This window comes from Subtercola boreus, assembly GCF_003399625.1.
In the GTDB taxonomy this organism is placed as follows: Bacteria; Actinomycetota; Actinomycetes; order Actinomycetales; family Microbacteriaceae; genus Subtercola; species Subtercola boreus_C.
The window spans coordinates 22,252-37,359 of the sequence record NZ_NBXA01000050.1; the positions used below are offsets into that span (position 1 = coordinate 22,252).

Annotated in this window: 16 protein-coding genes and 1 pseudogene; 8 read left to right on the forward strand and 9 right to left on the reverse strand. The window is 61.2% G+C overall.

What is annotated here, in order from left to right; all coding sequences use genetic code 11:
- Positions 1-150: 150 nt before the first annotated feature.
- The 4 genes from B7R21_RS18565 to B7R21_RS18585 all read left to right on the forward strand — a co-directional run bounded on the left by B7R21_RS18565 (position 151) and on the right by B7R21_RS18585 (position 4,313).
- Positions 151-1,101 (forward strand): ParA family protein, encoded by a 951-nt coding sequence (locus B7R21_RS18565; protein WP_216364310.1) that lies wholly within the window; start codon positions 151-153, stop codon positions 1,099-1,101.
- A 163-nt stretch (positions 1,102-1,264) separates the two neighbouring features.
- Complete coding sequence (locus B7R21_RS21035) at positions 1,265-1,501, forward strand: ParB family protein (RefSeq protein ID WP_116284745.1); 237 nt, start codon at positions 1,265-1,267, stop codon at positions 1,499-1,501.
- 1,505 nt (positions 1,502-3,006) lie between these two features.
- On the forward strand, positions 3,007-3,354 hold the full coding sequence (locus tag B7R21_RS18580; protein WP_116284747.1) for a PadR family transcriptional regulator: 348 nt from the start codon (positions 3,007-3,009) through the stop codon (positions 3,352-3,354).
- Between the two features lie 62 nt (positions 3,355-3,416).
- Positions 3,417-4,313 (forward strand): hypothetical protein, encoded by an 897-nt coding sequence (locus B7R21_RS18585; protein WP_147305970.1) that lies wholly within the window; start codon positions 3,417-3,419, stop codon positions 4,311-4,313.
- 110 nt (positions 4,314-4,423) lie between these two features.
- Here B7R21_RS18585 and B7R21_RS18590 read toward each other — a convergent pair whose 3' ends face one another.
- The 4 genes from B7R21_RS18590 to B7R21_RS18615 all read right to left on the reverse strand — a co-directional run bounded on the left by B7R21_RS18590 (position 4,424) and on the right by B7R21_RS18615 (position 7,825).
- A complete protein-coding gene (locus tag B7R21_RS18590; RefSeq protein WP_116284749.1) occupies positions 4,424-5,353 on the reverse strand; it encodes a hypothetical protein in 930 nt (309 codons plus the stop codon).
- A gap of 761 nt (positions 5,354-6,114) precedes the next feature.
- Positions 6,115-6,480, reverse strand: coding sequence for a PadR family transcriptional regulator (locus tag B7R21_RS18600; protein ID WP_116284751.1), 366 nt, complete (start codon positions 6,478-6,480; stop codon positions 6,115-6,117).
- Positions 6,481-7,028: 548 nt separating this feature from the next.
- Entirely contained in the window at positions 7,029-7,442 is a 414-nt protein-coding gene (locus B7R21_RS18610) for a hypothetical protein (protein WP_147305971.1), read from the reverse strand.
- Between the two features lie 59 nt (positions 7,443-7,501).
- Entirely contained in the window at positions 7,502-7,825 is a 324-nt protein-coding gene (locus tag B7R21_RS18615) for a PadR family transcriptional regulator (protein ID WP_116284754.1), read from the reverse strand.
- Positions 7,826-8,018: 193 nt separating this feature from the next.
- Here B7R21_RS18615 and B7R21_RS18620 point away from each other — a divergent pair, with 193 nt between their 5' ends.
- Positions 8,019-8,372: a PLDc N-terminal domain-containing protein gene (locus B7R21_RS18620; RefSeq protein WP_147305972.1), complete on the forward strand. Its 354-nt coding sequence runs from the start codon at positions 8,019-8,021 to the stop codon at positions 8,370-8,372.
- A 42-nt stretch (positions 8,373-8,414) separates the two neighbouring features.
- Here the strand turns inward: B7R21_RS18620 and B7R21_RS18625 are convergent, their stop codons facing one another.
- The gene (locus B7R21_RS18625) at positions 8,415-8,723 is read right to left on the reverse strand and encodes a hypothetical protein (protein ID WP_116284756.1); all 309 of its coding nucleotides are present in this window, start codon (positions 8,721-8,723) and stop codon (positions 8,415-8,417) included.
- Positions 8,724-8,929: 206 nt separating this feature from the next.
- Here B7R21_RS18625 and istA point away from each other — a divergent pair, with 206 nt between their 5' ends.
- Positions 8,930-10,606, forward strand: a complete 1,677-nt coding sequence (istA, locus tag B7R21_RS18630; protein WP_116284757.1) for an IS21 family transposase — start codon at positions 8,930-8,932, stop codon at positions 10,604-10,606.
- A pseudogene (gene istB / locus B7R21_RS18635) lies at positions 10,603-11,459 on the forward strand (IS21-like element helper ATPase IstB). The gene istA and the pseudogene istB overlap by 4 nt, the downstream one beginning before the upstream one ends.
- A gap of 296 nt (positions 11,460-11,755) precedes the next feature.
- On the opposite strand, the gene B7R21_RS19845 reads toward istB, so the two are convergent.
- A complete protein-coding gene (locus tag B7R21_RS19845) occupies positions 11,756-12,115 on the reverse strand; it encodes a PASTA domain-containing protein (RefSeq protein WP_147305973.1) in 360 nt (119 codons plus the stop codon).
- A gap of 136 nt (positions 12,116-12,251) precedes the next feature.
- On the opposite strand from B7R21_RS19845, the gene B7R21_RS18640 reads away from it, so the two are divergent.
- Positions 12,252-12,449 (forward strand): hypothetical protein, encoded by a 198-nt coding sequence (locus tag B7R21_RS18640; RefSeq protein WP_116284758.1) that lies wholly within the window; start codon positions 12,252-12,254, stop codon positions 12,447-12,449.
- Between the two features lie 183 nt (positions 12,450-12,632).
- On the opposite strand, the gene B7R21_RS18645 is transcribed toward B7R21_RS18640, so the two are convergent.
- The 3 genes from B7R21_RS18645 to B7R21_RS18655 form a co-directional block, all read right to left on the reverse strand.
- A complete protein-coding gene (locus B7R21_RS18645; RefSeq protein WP_116284759.1) occupies positions 12,633-12,977 on the reverse strand; it encodes a hypothetical protein in 345 nt (114 codons plus the stop codon).
- Positions 12,978-13,563: 586 nt separating this feature from the next.
- Positions 13,564-14,067 (reverse strand): hypothetical protein, encoded by a 504-nt coding sequence (locus tag B7R21_RS18650; RefSeq protein ID WP_116284760.1) that lies wholly within the window; start codon positions 14,065-14,067, stop codon positions 13,564-13,566.
- A 148-nt stretch (positions 14,068-14,215) separates the two neighbouring features.
- On the reverse strand, positions 14,216-15,108 hold an 893-nt coding region (locus B7R21_RS18655), incomplete at its 5' end, for an IS3 family transposase (protein ID WP_216364311.1).

Consider the following 15,108-nt stretch of genomic DNA (forward strand, 5'->3'; position numbering starts at 1 on the left):
GGCTATGCCGCAATAAATGGTTATTCCGGAATAACGAACTATCGCTCGGTAACCGCTGATCAGGCAGCAGAAAGACTTGTACATCGGCGCGCCGCCGCCAGTAATATCCGGAATAACCGTAATATCCGGAATAGCTGGTAGAGGAGAATCGTGGACAGAAGCAACTTGCAAAGGGTCGTGGCCCTCATCAACGGAAAAGGAGGCGTGGGTAAAACTACGATTACCGCCAACATTGGAGGTCTTCTCGCGTTATCCGGGTGGAAGGTGCTCATAGTTGATCTCGATTACCAGGCCAATCTAGGTCTCGATCTGGGGTATCAAGGGACCGAAGTTGACGATGACGGCTTGGCTCTCGCCCAAGCTCTCACGTACGGAGTAACCCCAAAACCGGCCTATGACGTTAGGCCCGGTCTAGACGTGATTATTGGGGGAGCGCACATCGACGCGGCTGCAGCGGCTCTCGTGTCAAAGGCAGCTCAGGGAAAGTTGGAGGAAGCGCGACTTTCTGTCGCCATGATGCTCGACCAAATAGCAGCGAAGTACGACATCATCCTGCTGGATTGCCCGCCCGGAAACGACATGCTCCAGGCGGCAGCGGTCGCTGCGGCACGGTACGTGCTGATCCCGGTAAAGACGGACGAGGGCAGCCTCAGGGGAATGAAGATCACAGCTGACCGGCTGGACTCGGTTCTCGATCTCAATCCCGACATGGATTTGCTAGGTGTCCTCATGTTCGGATCGAGCACGTCAGCGACAAACGTACGCCGCGAATTCAGTGAACAAGTAGCAGACGCCCTCGGTGGCGCTCAGGCAACTCCCGAGATGCGCAGCGAGATTGAGGCTCTGGTCTTCACGACTTTCCTTCGGCATTCGGAAGCTACCGCGAAGAAGGCGCGGGGGAGCGGTTTGCTGGTTCACGAACTCGACAACCAGGTCAAGGCAGCACCGAAGTTCTGGGAGCAGCTCCGAGCGGGGTTGAAGCCGCAATCTGTTGGTCCTGCATCTGCTGAAGGTGTTGCCGATGATCTGCAAGAAATCGCGGCTGAGGTAGTCCGGCGTATACAGGAGAAGGAACACGCCAACGGGGGCGTTCATGTCTGATGATGCGGGCAAGGACCGCCGCGTGGCGGGGCCTCCGCCTCGTGCCTCGGCACCGGCGGCTCCTAGCAGCCTGATCAAATCGATGAGGCCACCCGCTCCTGAGGTCCTCAGCAGGCCTGTTGTCACAGATCTCGTGCCCAGGCCGAAAGAGCAGCCTTTGCCCATGGAGCATGTCGAGCTGGCTGATGTGAAAGTCACCGTGCTGGCCTCGCCCCAGCTGAGGGACCGCGTGCGAGCGGCCTACACAATGACTCATGCGCAAGAGAACCATCGGACATTCTCGGAGTTTGTGTGCAGTTTGCTCGAAGCCGAGGCGTCCCGTCTCGAGACCGTTTACAACAGCGGCCACCCCTTCGTCGGTGGTGATCGGTCACTGCCTAGGGGGAGACCCCTGGGCTGAGCGTAAATTCGGCGGGTTGGCACTGATGATGCCTTATTCGCCGGCTATGGCACTCTCGTTTACCGGAGGGTTGACGGGACGAGCTCGAACTCGCCTCGTGACGGCGCGGGAGAAGTCCCCTGTTCTAGCCCGAGACTTCTATAAACCGCTACCGGCCATGCGCGAAGCTGAATTCGGAACAGTAAAATTCGAAGATGTCGCCCAAGACCAAAACCGAACGAACCGTACTTCTCCTTCGGATCGTCGGCGTTGTCGGCGTTTTGATACTTCTAAGCAGCATTGTCCTAATCATTTTCGCTTCGCCGAATCTTGGCGCATACGCGAATGGTATTGCCGGGCTCGCCCTAGCTGTCGGCGGATGGATAGGTCTAAGGGGCATGGACAAAGGCAAACCTCGCGGCAACTAGCGACTCGAGAAACCTCAGGCGCCGACTATCGTAGAAAGGCTGCGTAGCGCACGTTCAGCGCAACTCCTTCCTCAGCCCTGGGGCACTCATCCTCGAGCTGACTCTATCCAATGCAGATAAACCCCACTAAAGAAGCAAAAGCATAGATCGCAAGGCGGACCCCTTGCGGGACAGCTTGGGCCCAAAAACTCGACCTCAAACTGATTGGGATGGTCTCCGAAAGCGATCGACGTCGTCTGCGCCTTCGTTGTCTGCTTGCCTCATCGGAGGAACGTTCTGTGCGGCGTGGGCCGCTAGTGAGTAATTGATGCCGCGAAGCATGAGCACCAGGAGGATGCCGATTGCTCCGGCTGTGAACGCGCCGGGCGCGAATGCCTGGATTGTTTTGGATAGCGTCCACCCGTCGGGGTACATACAACTGGCAGTGACTCCCGAGAAGGCGTTCGTGGTGCATACAAGTCCTCCGCCGTCGGTGACCTGACCAAACTGGATCTGGAGGATCACAGCTGTGGTGATGAGCGACACTGACAGCAACAGCATGATCAGCTGGGTGGCGTGCGAAGTTCGCAGGCGGGATGGTCGGGTCGGTCTCATTGGGTCAGCTTAAGAGGGCCGGCGACTATGGCGGGCGGGATTTTCTGCGTGGCGTGGACGGTTCTGGATGTGCCGGACCCGTAATAGATAGAGGGGGGTTGACCCCTTCCGATTACGGGGGAATCAGTGTCCGACCGGATAGATGAGCTGTTGATGGATGCCAAGCCTGGACTCGATCTTTCGAGACCGGGTATCGAGCGAGAAACAGTCGCCTTGGCGAGAACTTACGCGGCTAACGCGACTCGGTTGCCGCGTAAGCGGCGTCTCTTCCGTAGCAACTTCGGCCTTGGTGCGGGTCTGGTTGTGCTTCTGGTTGGAGGTGCGAGTGCGTCGTTCGCCGCGCCAGCGGTCTCGAGCTGGTTGGGGATGCGCTACCCAGACGCCAGCACCCAGCACCTGAGTCTGCCCAGGGTTTGGTTGTCACGATGACGCGTTTGCTCGACAGAGAGCGAAACGCCGGTGGTAGTTCGGCCCATATGCCCATTGTGGGAATATGTTCGGGTTATGAGTAGAAGCGAGATGCGTGAGCCTGTGTTTTGGATTTTGACCGCTTTGACGCAGGGCCGGCAGCATGGGTATGCGATCATTCAGGATGCTTCGCGGCTGTCGGGTGGGGCTGTCGTTCTGCCGGTGACGACGTTGTACGCGTCGCTTGAGCGGTTGGAGAAGGAGGGTCTTGTCCGTGCCGATGGTGATGAGGTGGTGTCGGGGCGTGTTCGCCGTTACTTCGCTTTGACACCGGCGGGGGAGAGCCGACTCGTCCTTGAAGCGGACCGACTTGAGGCGAAGGTGTTCACCGTCCGTTCGCAGTTGTCCCTCAGACCCGCTCTCATCCTCGGGGGAATCGCATGAGGTCGGCGTTGGAGGCCCGATACCGGCGACTGCTCGCCTGGTACCCGAAGCAGTGGCGGGTCATGCACGAGGACGCATTCCTCGGGACCCTTCTTGACGTCGCCGACGCGGAGCATCGCGGTACCCCCACACGTGACGAATGCACGTCCATCATGGTTCACGGCGTTGCGGCACGTCTGGACCGCCTTGTTGTTCCAGAGATCCGGAATGCGGGAAGCACGATCGCTCTCACGGCGGGAACCGGTATCGCGGTGACCGAATTCGTTATCAGCAGTTGGGCTCCGTGGTTAGCGGGGAATCCTGCGCCGGGTTCTCTCACCCAGATCGGTCCGTTCTATGACACCGGCTTTGTCTTCGCTGGCCTTTGGATGATCGCCCTGATTGCGGCACTTAGTGGCCGGTGGGCGGTTGGTCGAGTAGTGCTGGTTTTGTCGATCGCCGCCGCGATCCCGATGCCCTTTCTGTACCGGTTGACCCCAGGAATCTGGCCGGTCGATAATGCCACGTTGGTCCTCCTGGTGGGCTTCGCGTTAGTGGCAATTGTTGGGCGGCCACGCAGAGGGGTGTTTACCGGCGGCGCTTTCGTCGGATGGGGACTACTGGCTGCCCTTGCTTATTGCACCCCTTCGTTTCCCTACGGGCAGTGGGCGTCCAGCAGATCCCTCTGGAGCGGTGTCGGCATGTTCTGGTACGGGGCGCTGGTCCTTCTCGCGACTGCAGTGGGATTCGCCCTTACCCGGCGCTGGAACACCGCCTTCACCATTGTGCTTAGTCTCACCCCGTTGGCTGTCACTTTCGCTGCCAACGAGATTCAGGGCATCGTCATCCAAAACGGTACAGCCGCCGCCATCACTATCCCAGTCGGGATCGGTGTCCTTCTGCTCTTCCTATACAGCAGCGGCCGCTTGATACTCCCGACAAGAACCCGGCGACGCAGCTTGTTCAAATCCGTTCGATAACCAAAACCCGCAATTCGGTACCGTGCGATAGGTCCAGTACGGCGATCGGCCCAGCGGAAATGAAGACCCCGGTTACCGGACGTTATGTGGGACGGGTGCGGACTGTGTTACTAATGTCCGGTAGCGCGGTCGGCCTTTGCGCTAGCAGCCGCGTAGAAGGCTTGCACCGGTCTAAGTTCGTCACGGTGCTGCTCGATGAGGGCGTTGGCGTGGGCAACGTGCGAGGCATTCGCTGTCGCGATGAAGTCGGTCCGGGTCTTGCACTGAATGTCGGTGGTGGCTTGGGCGACGTCTTCGCTGGAGGCGCGAACGCCGATCTCGTTGGAAAGGTCCAGGTCGTCGGTGACGGGGTCCGTCCGGTTGTACCCGGCCGCGGCCATACACGCTGCCCAGTCTGCCTTCGCCGCGGTGGTGCTCGGGTCGTTCCACGCGTCGAACCACGCCTGGGAATGGAGGGACATCGCGAGATCACGGCCGGTCGGGGGAGCGGTGTCGATCGTGCCAGTGATCTCCACGCGTGCTTGTCCCAGACACCCGCCGGCTGGTACGGGTTGGCCGTTTACTGTGCCAGGGGAAAGTTTCTGGTCTTCCGGGGTTGGTCTTTGGTTGTTCACGACGCCGGCAAGAACAAGCTGATACTGGTCCGTTGCAATTTCGTCGTACCAGGGTTCTGCCGGGTCTGGGCTTGGGGCAGGCATGTATCCCCATACGTCTGCGACGGCGAGGTCGGTGATGCCGTAGAGGCGTTGGTCTGCGATCTTGAAGCTCTCGCGCACTTGGTCATAGTCCTGAGCGCTCCGGTAGGTCATCCCGAACCGGGTGAAGCACTCGGTCGTGAGGATGTCGACTGCTTGGGTGATCTTGGTGATGGCCTCGGCTGGCTGAGCGTACGCGGCGAGCGGGTCCGGCAGGGCCGGCTCGATACCCGCGGCGCGCAGATCCGCAGATGCGGGTGGTGAGGCTGCGCACCCGGTCAGCATCAAACTCACGGTCGCACTGAGTGCGCCGATCAGGGCGAGAATTCGTCGTGAGGCTTTCATCAGCGCTTACCCCACCAGTCCGGGGTCTGATTCTTGGCGGGGAGTCTGGCCGGCCTGTGGCCGGGTTCGGATGGTGCCAATGAGAAAGCACGCCGCAACGAGCATCGACGGTACGAGCATCGTCCCGAGTCCAAGAAGCGGCGGTAGCAGGTCGAGGAGAGGTTCCATGAGGGCGGCGTAGAGCTGCGAGGCGTGAGCGCTGATACTCGGCAGGGCCATCGACAGTGTCCACCCGATGGGGAACGCCAGGACAGCCAACCCGATGCCCCCGAGGAGGCGACTACCGGGCCGGCTGAACAGAAACACGGCCAGACATGCCAGCACACCGCAGCTTAGGAGGACGGCAGGCGCACCGGGGGAGGAGAAGGCCGACACGTTCAGTGTCGCTCGAACAGCACCAGAGAGCGAGGCAACGATCATGACTGCGGCAAGAACATAGACCGCGGTGGATGTTCGTTGCGCACCTGAACGCTGTCGGCGCGGCGAGATGGCGGCTTGCCCGCTGCGTTCTCGTCGCAGCTGCTGTCCACGCCACGACAGATCAGCGCCCATACCGAACACCGCCCGCATCCCGATCTCACTGGCGAGGGCTCGCCGCTCACGCGGGGTGCGCCCCGCACTTTTGCTGTGTTCGAAGAGATCCGACGCGAGCTCGTCTCGCCGATCGTTAGCGACCTCACGAGGAAGCCCGCGCGTGTAGAACGCCGCCCATCGGAGCACCCACACTGTTGTCCGGCGCTCCGCTTTCGTCCTGATCGCGCTCATGAGAGCGCCGGTCCCAGACCGACACGGCGAATCGGTGCGGCCGGCTGTGCCGCGACCCGGGCCGACCGCTGCGCCTCGGCGCCTTGACCGGTGACCCGGTACAAACGCCGGCGGGGCCTGCTCTCGGCCTCTGCCGCCGCAGGGTCCTCCCATACGGCCTCCAGAAGACCAGCCTCAGCCATCCGGCCCAAAGCTTTGTACAGCGTCCCATGCGCGGTCAGACCCTTAGAGGAGTCGGACTCGCGGAGCGCCCGGGCAAGAGAAAAGCCATAGATGGGTTCGTTGCGGCTCTGCAGGTCAAGGCCTGCTTCGAGGATGTCGTACTCCAGAGGGAGCACCGTTCCGGCTTTACGTCGAGGCATAACCAAAGAATAGGAAGATAGCTTCTCCAAGTCAAGAACCCCTTAGATGCAGCCGTCTTAGCGGGGGCGGCGGAACCGGTCGTCGTTCTCGGTCTGTTGGCCGTCGGTTTTGTGCTGCGGGTCTGGGATAGTTGCGGTTCTGCTTAGTTGGCTGAGGCCCGTGAGTAAGAGTGCGATGAGTATGCCGACGAGCCCGGCGGTGAAAGCACCGGGTGCGAACGCCTGGACGGTCTTGGAAAATGCGTAATTGCCAGGATAAATGCAGCTCGATAGGGCACCGCCGGAAGGGTCGACGGTGCAGACGCTCGCCCCCGGGTCCGTGATCTGACCATACGTAGCTTGAAGGAACAAGGCCGTGATGATCATTACGAGCGACAGAACCACGATCACTAGCTGCGTGCCGACACAAGTACGAAGGTTCCACCTAAGGGGCAGGCTCATAGGATCAGAGCGGTTTTCGCGACAAGGCTTGATCGAATCATGTTTGCTTTCCCAGCGGGCAGTTGTGTTGCAGGGGGTACCGACGGTGACGAAACAGCGCATCCCTTTTATGGAGTCGTTGTGTCAATGATGATGAGTGTGCTGGTGTCGGTCCATTCCGGTGCTGGTCCCTCGTCTAGGGTTGCCCAGGTCACAGGCCCGGGCAGTGGTTCGATCGTGGCGGCCCGGGAGAGCGTGTCGAGCTCGCTCCCTACCCAGGCGGCACCAATGCTGACCGCGCCGGTGGCCACAGACGCCGTGATGAGCGTCCCAGTGACGAACCGGGTCAGGAGACGCCGTCCGACTTTCGCTTCAAACTTCATGTTCTTCTCCTGCTTCTCGGTGACGGTGGAGCTGGTGGTCTTGGCAAGCCGGCGGCTCAGGATGGAGGTGGACAGGGCGCCCGCTGCGATGGTCCACCTCGAGAGGCCAAGCTCGGCGGCGTCCCGGCAGTCCGCCGACCACTGCTCGGTTCGGCTCATTCGGCTGGCCCTCGGTGAGAATGCGACCGCCGCCATGATCAGCAGGTGATGTATCGAGTTCATGACGTCGCCAACCGCCCCGTCTCAGGCCTACCGGTCGAAGTCCGTTTCGCTTCGAACGCCGAACAGGTCTCCCGGGCGGCAATCTCCCCCTCGGCAGTGAACTTGTACAGGCGGCGGCGGGGTCCTTGCCGTGAAGAGTCTTCCTCCCAGGATGACTGTATCCAGCCGTTTCGTTCAAGACGCTCGAGGATCGGATAGATCGTCCCGGGGAGGCGCTGCGTCTGCTTGATGATCTGCAAACCCCACACCGGGGCTGTGGTGCCCAACATCACGTGAAGAACATCGACGGTAGGTGCTGTCACCCGTTGAATCCGATCCATACCAGTAATCTAGCTATATCGAATAAGAACCACAAGGCGTAACGCGAAGGAGCCTGTCATCAGGGCTGAGCCTGCCATCAGCTGTGCCTCCTGCTCTCAACCACCAGCCCGCGCCAAAGTGCTGGCCCCTACAAGGCGGCCCCGGGTCTGAGGAAGGTTGACGGAGCACCGACAAGTGCGTCAGGCTGCGGAGATGATCGCGGTCCTGTTCTCTGTTGTGCTCCTCGGCGCGGTTGTCTTCGCGCTCGTCGACATCATTCTTCGCGATGAGTCCCAGATCAAGCACCTCCCCAAGATTGCCTGGGTGCTCCTCGTCGTGTTCCTTCCCCTCGTGGGAACCGGTCTGTGGCTCATCCTCGGCCGTGAGTACGCGTACCGATCAGGCGGCAACGTCAGCTTCGGGGACCCGAGCCGGTGGAAGTCCACCGACAAGGATGCACGATCCGGCCGGAGTGTGGATTCCCGGTCTACGGAGGAGCAGCTCGCTGATCTTGAACGAGAGATCCAACGATCAAACCAAAACCCTGAAGGGATACCGGATCGCTGACCACAGCCGGAACGCGTCTGTCGAACCCGGGTGTCCGGCTAATCAGTGGCCGAGAATCGCGTCTCGAAGGTCTTGAGCATTATTGCCCTGTGGGACTGCGATTGACACCTCACTACTTTCAAGGGCCGTGAGGGCTACGGGCGCACCAATGATCGCGTCGCCGGCTTTCATCACCAGGCGCGCCCCGTCCGCCGCCTGCGCCGCTTGCGTGGTCACTGAATTGAGGACTTTCCCGCCTTCGTCGGTGAAGGTGACGTGCACCGAACCCTGCCCGCCGCTTTCGATGACGTCAGCTTCTTGAACGTCGGCGCTTTCATATGCGGCAGGCACTGCAATGTTCTCACCGTTCACGGAAACACATTCCTCAGATCCACCCGCAGCGCACGCGTGTGACACCGCCAACTCGATCACCTGTCTGTGACAGCTTGAGTGGAGTCCACTAGGACGGCTTGGTTCACTACCACCTGACGGTTTGCCGGGGTGTTGTGACGGTTTGATTCGCGTCCACCGGCACCGTTGATTATCTGACCCTGTGGTGTCAGCGGTGGAAGGCAGTTATGGAGTCCAGGGTGGATCTGTATGCACAAATCCGGCGTGATGCGCGCGTGGACGAGCTCTCAATCCGGGAGTTGTCTCGCCGGCACGGTGTGGCCCGCGAAACTGTCCGGGCGGCGCTTGCCCGGGCCGAGCCGTTACCGAGGAAGGTCCCGGAACGCCGCTCGCCGAGGTTGGACGGGTTCAAGACGATCATTGATGCGATGCTCACCGCTGATCTCACGGCGCCGAGGAAACAACGACACACAGCCCGCCGGGTTCTGGCGCGTCTCGCGGACGAGCACGGGGCAGTGGAGTTGTCGTACTCGACAGTTCGGGACTACGTCGCCCGCCGAAGACCAGAGATCAACGCGGCCGCGGGCCGGGCCGTGGACGCGTCCGTTCCGCAGGAACACGCACCCGGTGCGGAGGCCGAGGTCGACTTCGGTGACGTGTATGTGATGCTCGCGGGGGCGAAGACGAAGTGTCAGCTGTTCGCGTTCCGGTTGTCCCACTCTGGTAAAGCGGTGCACCGGGTGTACCCGACGTCCGGGCAGGAAGCGTTCCTCGAGGGCCATATCGCCGCGTTCGAAACACTCGGCGGGATCCCGACGATGCAGATCAAGTACGACAACCTCACCGATGCGGTGTCTGCGGTGATCTACGGCACGGGCCGACGTCGGACAGAGAACCCCCGGTGGGTGCTGTTCCGTTCCCATTACGGCTTCGATCCCTTTTACTGTCTCCCGGGCATCGATGGGGCGCATGAGAAAGGCGGCATTGAAGGCGAAGTGGGGCGGTTTCGCCGTAACCGGCTCTCCCCGATGCCGGTCGTGGACTCCCTCGCGGAGCTCAACGAGAAGATCATCGTCTGGGATGAAGCCGATAACACCCGCCGTATCGACAACAGGATCAGGACTGTCGGTCAGGACTTCGATGTCGAACGCCCCCACCTTGCCCCGCTGCCATTCGAACGGTTCGAACCAGGGTTGTCGTTATCGCCTCGGGTTGACCGGTCGGCCCTGGTCACGGTCCGGATGGCGAAGTACTCCGTTCCCGCCCGGATGATCGGCCGGCCTGTGCGAGTCTCTCTCCGAGCGTCGGAGGTGGTCATCTTCGACGGCCGCACCGAAATCGCCCGGCATCCCCGGGTCGTGGCCATCCACGGGCAAAGCGTGAACCTGGACCACTACCTCGAAGTGCTCCACCACAAACCCGGCGCCCTTCAGGGATCGACCGCGCTGGCCCACGCCCGGAAGGCTGGCACCTTCACGGCCGCCCACGATGCGTTCTGGGCCGCTGCCCGGAAAACGGACGGCGATGCCGGCGGGACCCGCGCACTGATCGACGTTCTCCTGCTGCACCGCACCATGACCGCGGACGACATCGAAGCAGGCATCCGGGCCGCCCTGAGCGTCGGGGCGGTCACCTCAGACGTTGTCGCCGTCGAGGCGCGCAGGCATGAAGCCCAAGGTGGTAGTCAGTCGGAGCGTCCCTTTGTTGCTCGTGAGCGTGACGGCGAGCGAAGAGTTGTCAGTCTCACCCAACGCCGCCTCGCCGATCCTGCCGCTGTTATCGCCGATCTTCCTGCAGATACCAGGCCCCTACCGTCCGTCGCAGACTACGACCAGCTGCTTCGTTTACCTGAACGGCCCACCCCCCACACGGTCCTGGCCGTGACGAAAGGAACACGATCATGACCACCCCTGCCAGCACCAGCACCACGTTCAGGCGCCGCCGCGGGATGACCGAGGAAGCAGCGAACGCTGCGATCGATGGCGCCTGCCGCCGGCTCCGGCTGCCGACCATCCGCGGCGTCGTCGACGAAGCGACCGCGGCCGCTCAGAAAGAACAGCTCAGCTACCAAGGGTTCCTCGCCGAGCTGCTGTTAGCTGAGTGCGACGACCGCGACCGGCGATCCTCGGTCCGACGGGTGAAAGCGGCCGGGTTCCCGAGAGATAAATGGTTGGGCGATTTCGACTTCGACGAAAATCCGAACATCAACCCCGCCACCATCAACACGTTAGCGACCGGGGACTGGGTGCGGAAAGGGCAACCACTGTGTCTGATCGGGGACTCCGGAACCGGGAAACTCATCTCCTCATCGGGCTCGGCACCGCGGCCGCGGAGAAGGGGTACCGAGTCAAATACACCCTCGCCACGAGGCTTGTGAACGAACTCGTCGAAGCCGCAGACGAAAAGAACCTCGCCCGCACCATCGCCCGCTACGGCCGCGTCGACCTCCTCGCGATCGACGAGCTCGGCTACATGGAACTCGACCGCCGAGGCGCCGAGCTCCTCTTCCAAGTCCTCACCGAAAGAGAAGAGAACAACTCCATCGCGATCGCGTCCAACGAGTCATTCTCCGGCTGGACGAAAACGTTCACCGACCCCAGGCTCTGCGCCGCGATCGTTGACCGGCTCACCTTCAACGGCACCATCATCGAGACCGGAACCCGCTCCTACCGCCTCGCCCACACCCAACAAAACCAAGCCCTACAAGCTAGTGGTGGTAGTGGATCAGACCGTCACGCCGGTAGTGAAACAACTTGACATAGCCAATCACCGCCCGTCCAGATGAAGACCCATCGGCCGGTGTCCCTCCGCTTGCACATGCGCCCAGCAGCAGAACGATCGTGGCCGCGACGGATACTTTCGCGATTCGAAAGATCATTGTTCCCCCTCGAAGCGAGGACAATAGCGTCCCGTCTTCTGACACCGACCCTACTCGTGCCGAACAAGCCCAACCCAGTTCCGGGCGGATCTAGATACTCAGCTCGTGTCCCGGCTGACCGGCACCTTCTACTTCGACTCTTCATCGAGGGATTCCAACCGGGAAGCACCTGGGCTCAGTAGTCGGACGAGTCCATCTGGTCGGTGAGGTCGACGTAACTCTCTCGTTGCGGTATGGCGTGCGTTGCGTCTTCGGAGGGTGGCTCGGTTCCATCTGGAACAGCCATGGTCTCGGCGGTTCCGTGTTCGATGATCTCGATCGTCACTGAATCCCATTGGTACACAGTCGTGCCCGCGGCAGGCTCTTGCGCTGTGATGTAGAAAAGCCCAGGCCAAGCCAATGCACTGATCGGAGGCCCGTCCGGGTCCGGGTTCGCCAGCGTGACGCCCGAAGCGTAGGCGAGTTCGCGTCCAACATGGAATGGCAACCCAATAACATCGGGTACGGTGGCGGCTTTGGCAAATCGTTCGACCATGAGGTGCACGGTACACCCGCGCCGCTTGTGCGAACACCATGTCGCGGGGATCCATCGAAGTCGTGCCGGAAGCCCGGCGTTGAACGGGATAGATGCCTCAACACCCGATTTGTAAGTGGATTGTTAGCCTGTTTACATGCTGAAGTTGTTGCTTGTCCTAGGCGTTGTCGGTGTCGTTCTGTCCATAGCCGCAGTGGTGTTGATTCTGAGGTCCCCAGGCGAGTTCACGCCCTACCTCAACCTGCTTGTTGGCGTCTGTATTACTACTTCCGCCGGGCTGAACTTCATTGCCCGGAAGAGAGCCATTCGCGCTGAACAACGGCGCGAAGAGTAGGTGACGCGAAGGACACCCCTGTTAAGCGTCATACCGGTACGGGACCCTCGAGCGGGACGGCCGCGGGTCCAGAGACGACTTGGCAGGGGTGGTCGTGAATCGTCAGTGGTTGCCTGATTGCCGTTCTGAGCAGAGAAGCAAAAGGCCCATTTCCTCCGTCTGGTCCAGCAACGGAAGCTTCGTCTACTTCGCGTCCCTGCGGCTGCTCTTCTTCTTTCTGGAGTATCCGACCAACCCGACCACAACAAAGGCGACGCCCACGATGAGGAGAACGGCGGGCACGATGAGCGACGAGCCATCGGTGTGGGGAGAGAAGACTACTGACAGCGTTTCGATGATGACGATTGCGACGCCAATGACTACGAACGCGAGAAACTGCCCTGGAGGTCTTCCGGTCACCCCGTTCCGGCGTCTCTCCTCGCGGAGTCGCAAATCCCGCTTTCTGGCCCAGACCCAGAGCAAACTAGCCACGACCATGAACCCGAGGAGCGCCGGGCCGCCAGCCGGAGTACTGAGGAACGCATTCACGTTTGTAAATCCCTGTCCCGCCCCGGTCCTGGCCGGCTAGTGAGCAATCGCGGCAACGTAAATGGTGGGGCTTGGTAAAGCATATGAGCGACCTTCAGCGCGGCCAGTGATCCTGAGTGAATTCGAATAGACCCAGACGCCGGACCGTCACCGAGACGAGGGCGTCGCCAGGTGCTTGCGGCGGGATCTCTGTTGCAAGGAGAATCTTCCGTGTGAGCAATCAGCCATCGCAGCAGTCAAGCGTCGGACGCGCTCGAAAGTATCTGGTGTTCCTGGCTTGGGGATGGCTGATAGTCGGGCTTGGCAGCGCAGTGCTTTTCGCCTTATCCGTCATCTATGGCGAGCCTCATTGGTGGAACTTGGTTATGACCCTCGTATTTGCTGGCGTTGCCGCGGTTTTCTGGTATCTGATACGGCGATACCTGCCGAAGTCCTTGTAGAGTCACCGGCGACGGTATCTCAGACCGGACCCCTATCGGCACGTCGCCAGTCAGTTCGACCTAGACCGGGGGAGGAGCGATCACCGAGGACGGCCTAGTTCAGGCGGGTGGCAATCTCATTCGGCGTAGAGGTATTCCCGCGCAGGCTACTTCGTTGAGCACCTCGAAGTCGCTCCGATTGTGAGCTGTCCTTTCTCGCCACTTGATCCTGTCGCCAGGGTATAAAGCATGAGCTTCCGGTCCACGAGGGTCAGGGTGAGGTGATCGCTTGCTCCCCCGGTGCGAAGGCGTGCACTCCACCCTTCGGTCGCGTTGTACTTTCCGGAAAGTTCACGCACCCATTGCGGCGCGTCGAAACCCGCGACGGTGGTGACCGTGCGGGTGAGCCGTATCAGCTCACCCGCGCTTCCATCAGGGCACGGCTCGGTCCGAGTGATATCGGTGGACTTGTCGACAGCTGATGTGGGGAGCTGGTCTTGCAAGTCATCCACTCCAGTCGTGACCTCGGCAGTCACGTCCTCCAGGGAAACAGACCGGGCTGATGCCGCGAAAATAAGGCTCGTCGTGATCACCGCTGCCAGCAGGATGGCGCAAACGGTAGCAAGAACGATCGTGGGTTTCGACCGGATATTTCGGTAGAAGGAAGACATGAGCGCACCCTACAGGCACCGCGGTCCCGCTCGTCGGCCTCAGTATGACGCTACGGCGGCGGGAGGCCATTGCCAATTTCTCAGACGGACGCCATACGGACGAGGTCGAGGTCGTGGGTCTGCTGCACGCGTAGGTGACAGTTTCTAGTCACGCTGCGAGTGCGGCTGACGTGTTCATGATGGTCTCGTATTCGACAGGCGTCAAACGGCCCAGGGCGGCTTGGCGTCGGCGACGATGATAGGTCCGCTCGATCCAGGTCACGATCGCGATGCGCAGCTGGTCACGGGTGGTCCATGAGTGCCGGTCTAGGACGTTTTTCTGCAGCAGGCTGAAGAAGCTCTCCATCGCGGCATTGTCACCGCAGGACGCTACCCGGCCCATGGATCCGACCATCCGGTGGGCGGCCAGAGCTCTGAGGAACTTCCTGCTTCGAAATTGAGATCCTCGGTCGCTGTGGACCACGCAGCCGGCAACGTCGCCGCGCATCGCGACGGCGTTATTCAGCGCGTTCACGGCCAACGCCGACTTCATCCTCGAGTCGATCGAGTAGCCGACGATCTTGTTCCCGAACACGTCTTTGATAGCGCAGAGATACAGTTTCCCCTCACCGGTTTTGTGCTCGGTTATATCGGTCAACCACAGCTGGTTCGGGCTGTCAGCGGTGAATTGGTGCCGCGTCCGCCCGTCCTCGTCCGTCACCGTGCAGAGATCGTCATGGACAGCAGGGCCCGGCTTCTTACCGTTCTTGGCGCGTTTCTTCCCGAACGCGCTCCACCAGCCATTCTCTGAAGCGATCCGCCACGCAGTCCGGTCAGCCATCGCCTGCCCAGCGTCACGAGCCTCATCGGCGAGGAGTCGGTACCCGAACTCGAGATCATCCGTGTGCGCGTCGAACAACGCCTCAGCCCGATACTGACGGCGCTCAGCGAATTTCCCCAGTCCTGCTCGTTGAAACTCCCCAGGTCGCGGGGTTAGGTTAGCGCAGGTTTGTGCCGGTGGTGATGCGGCGTAGTTCGTCGGATGCTGCGGTGTGGTTGCGG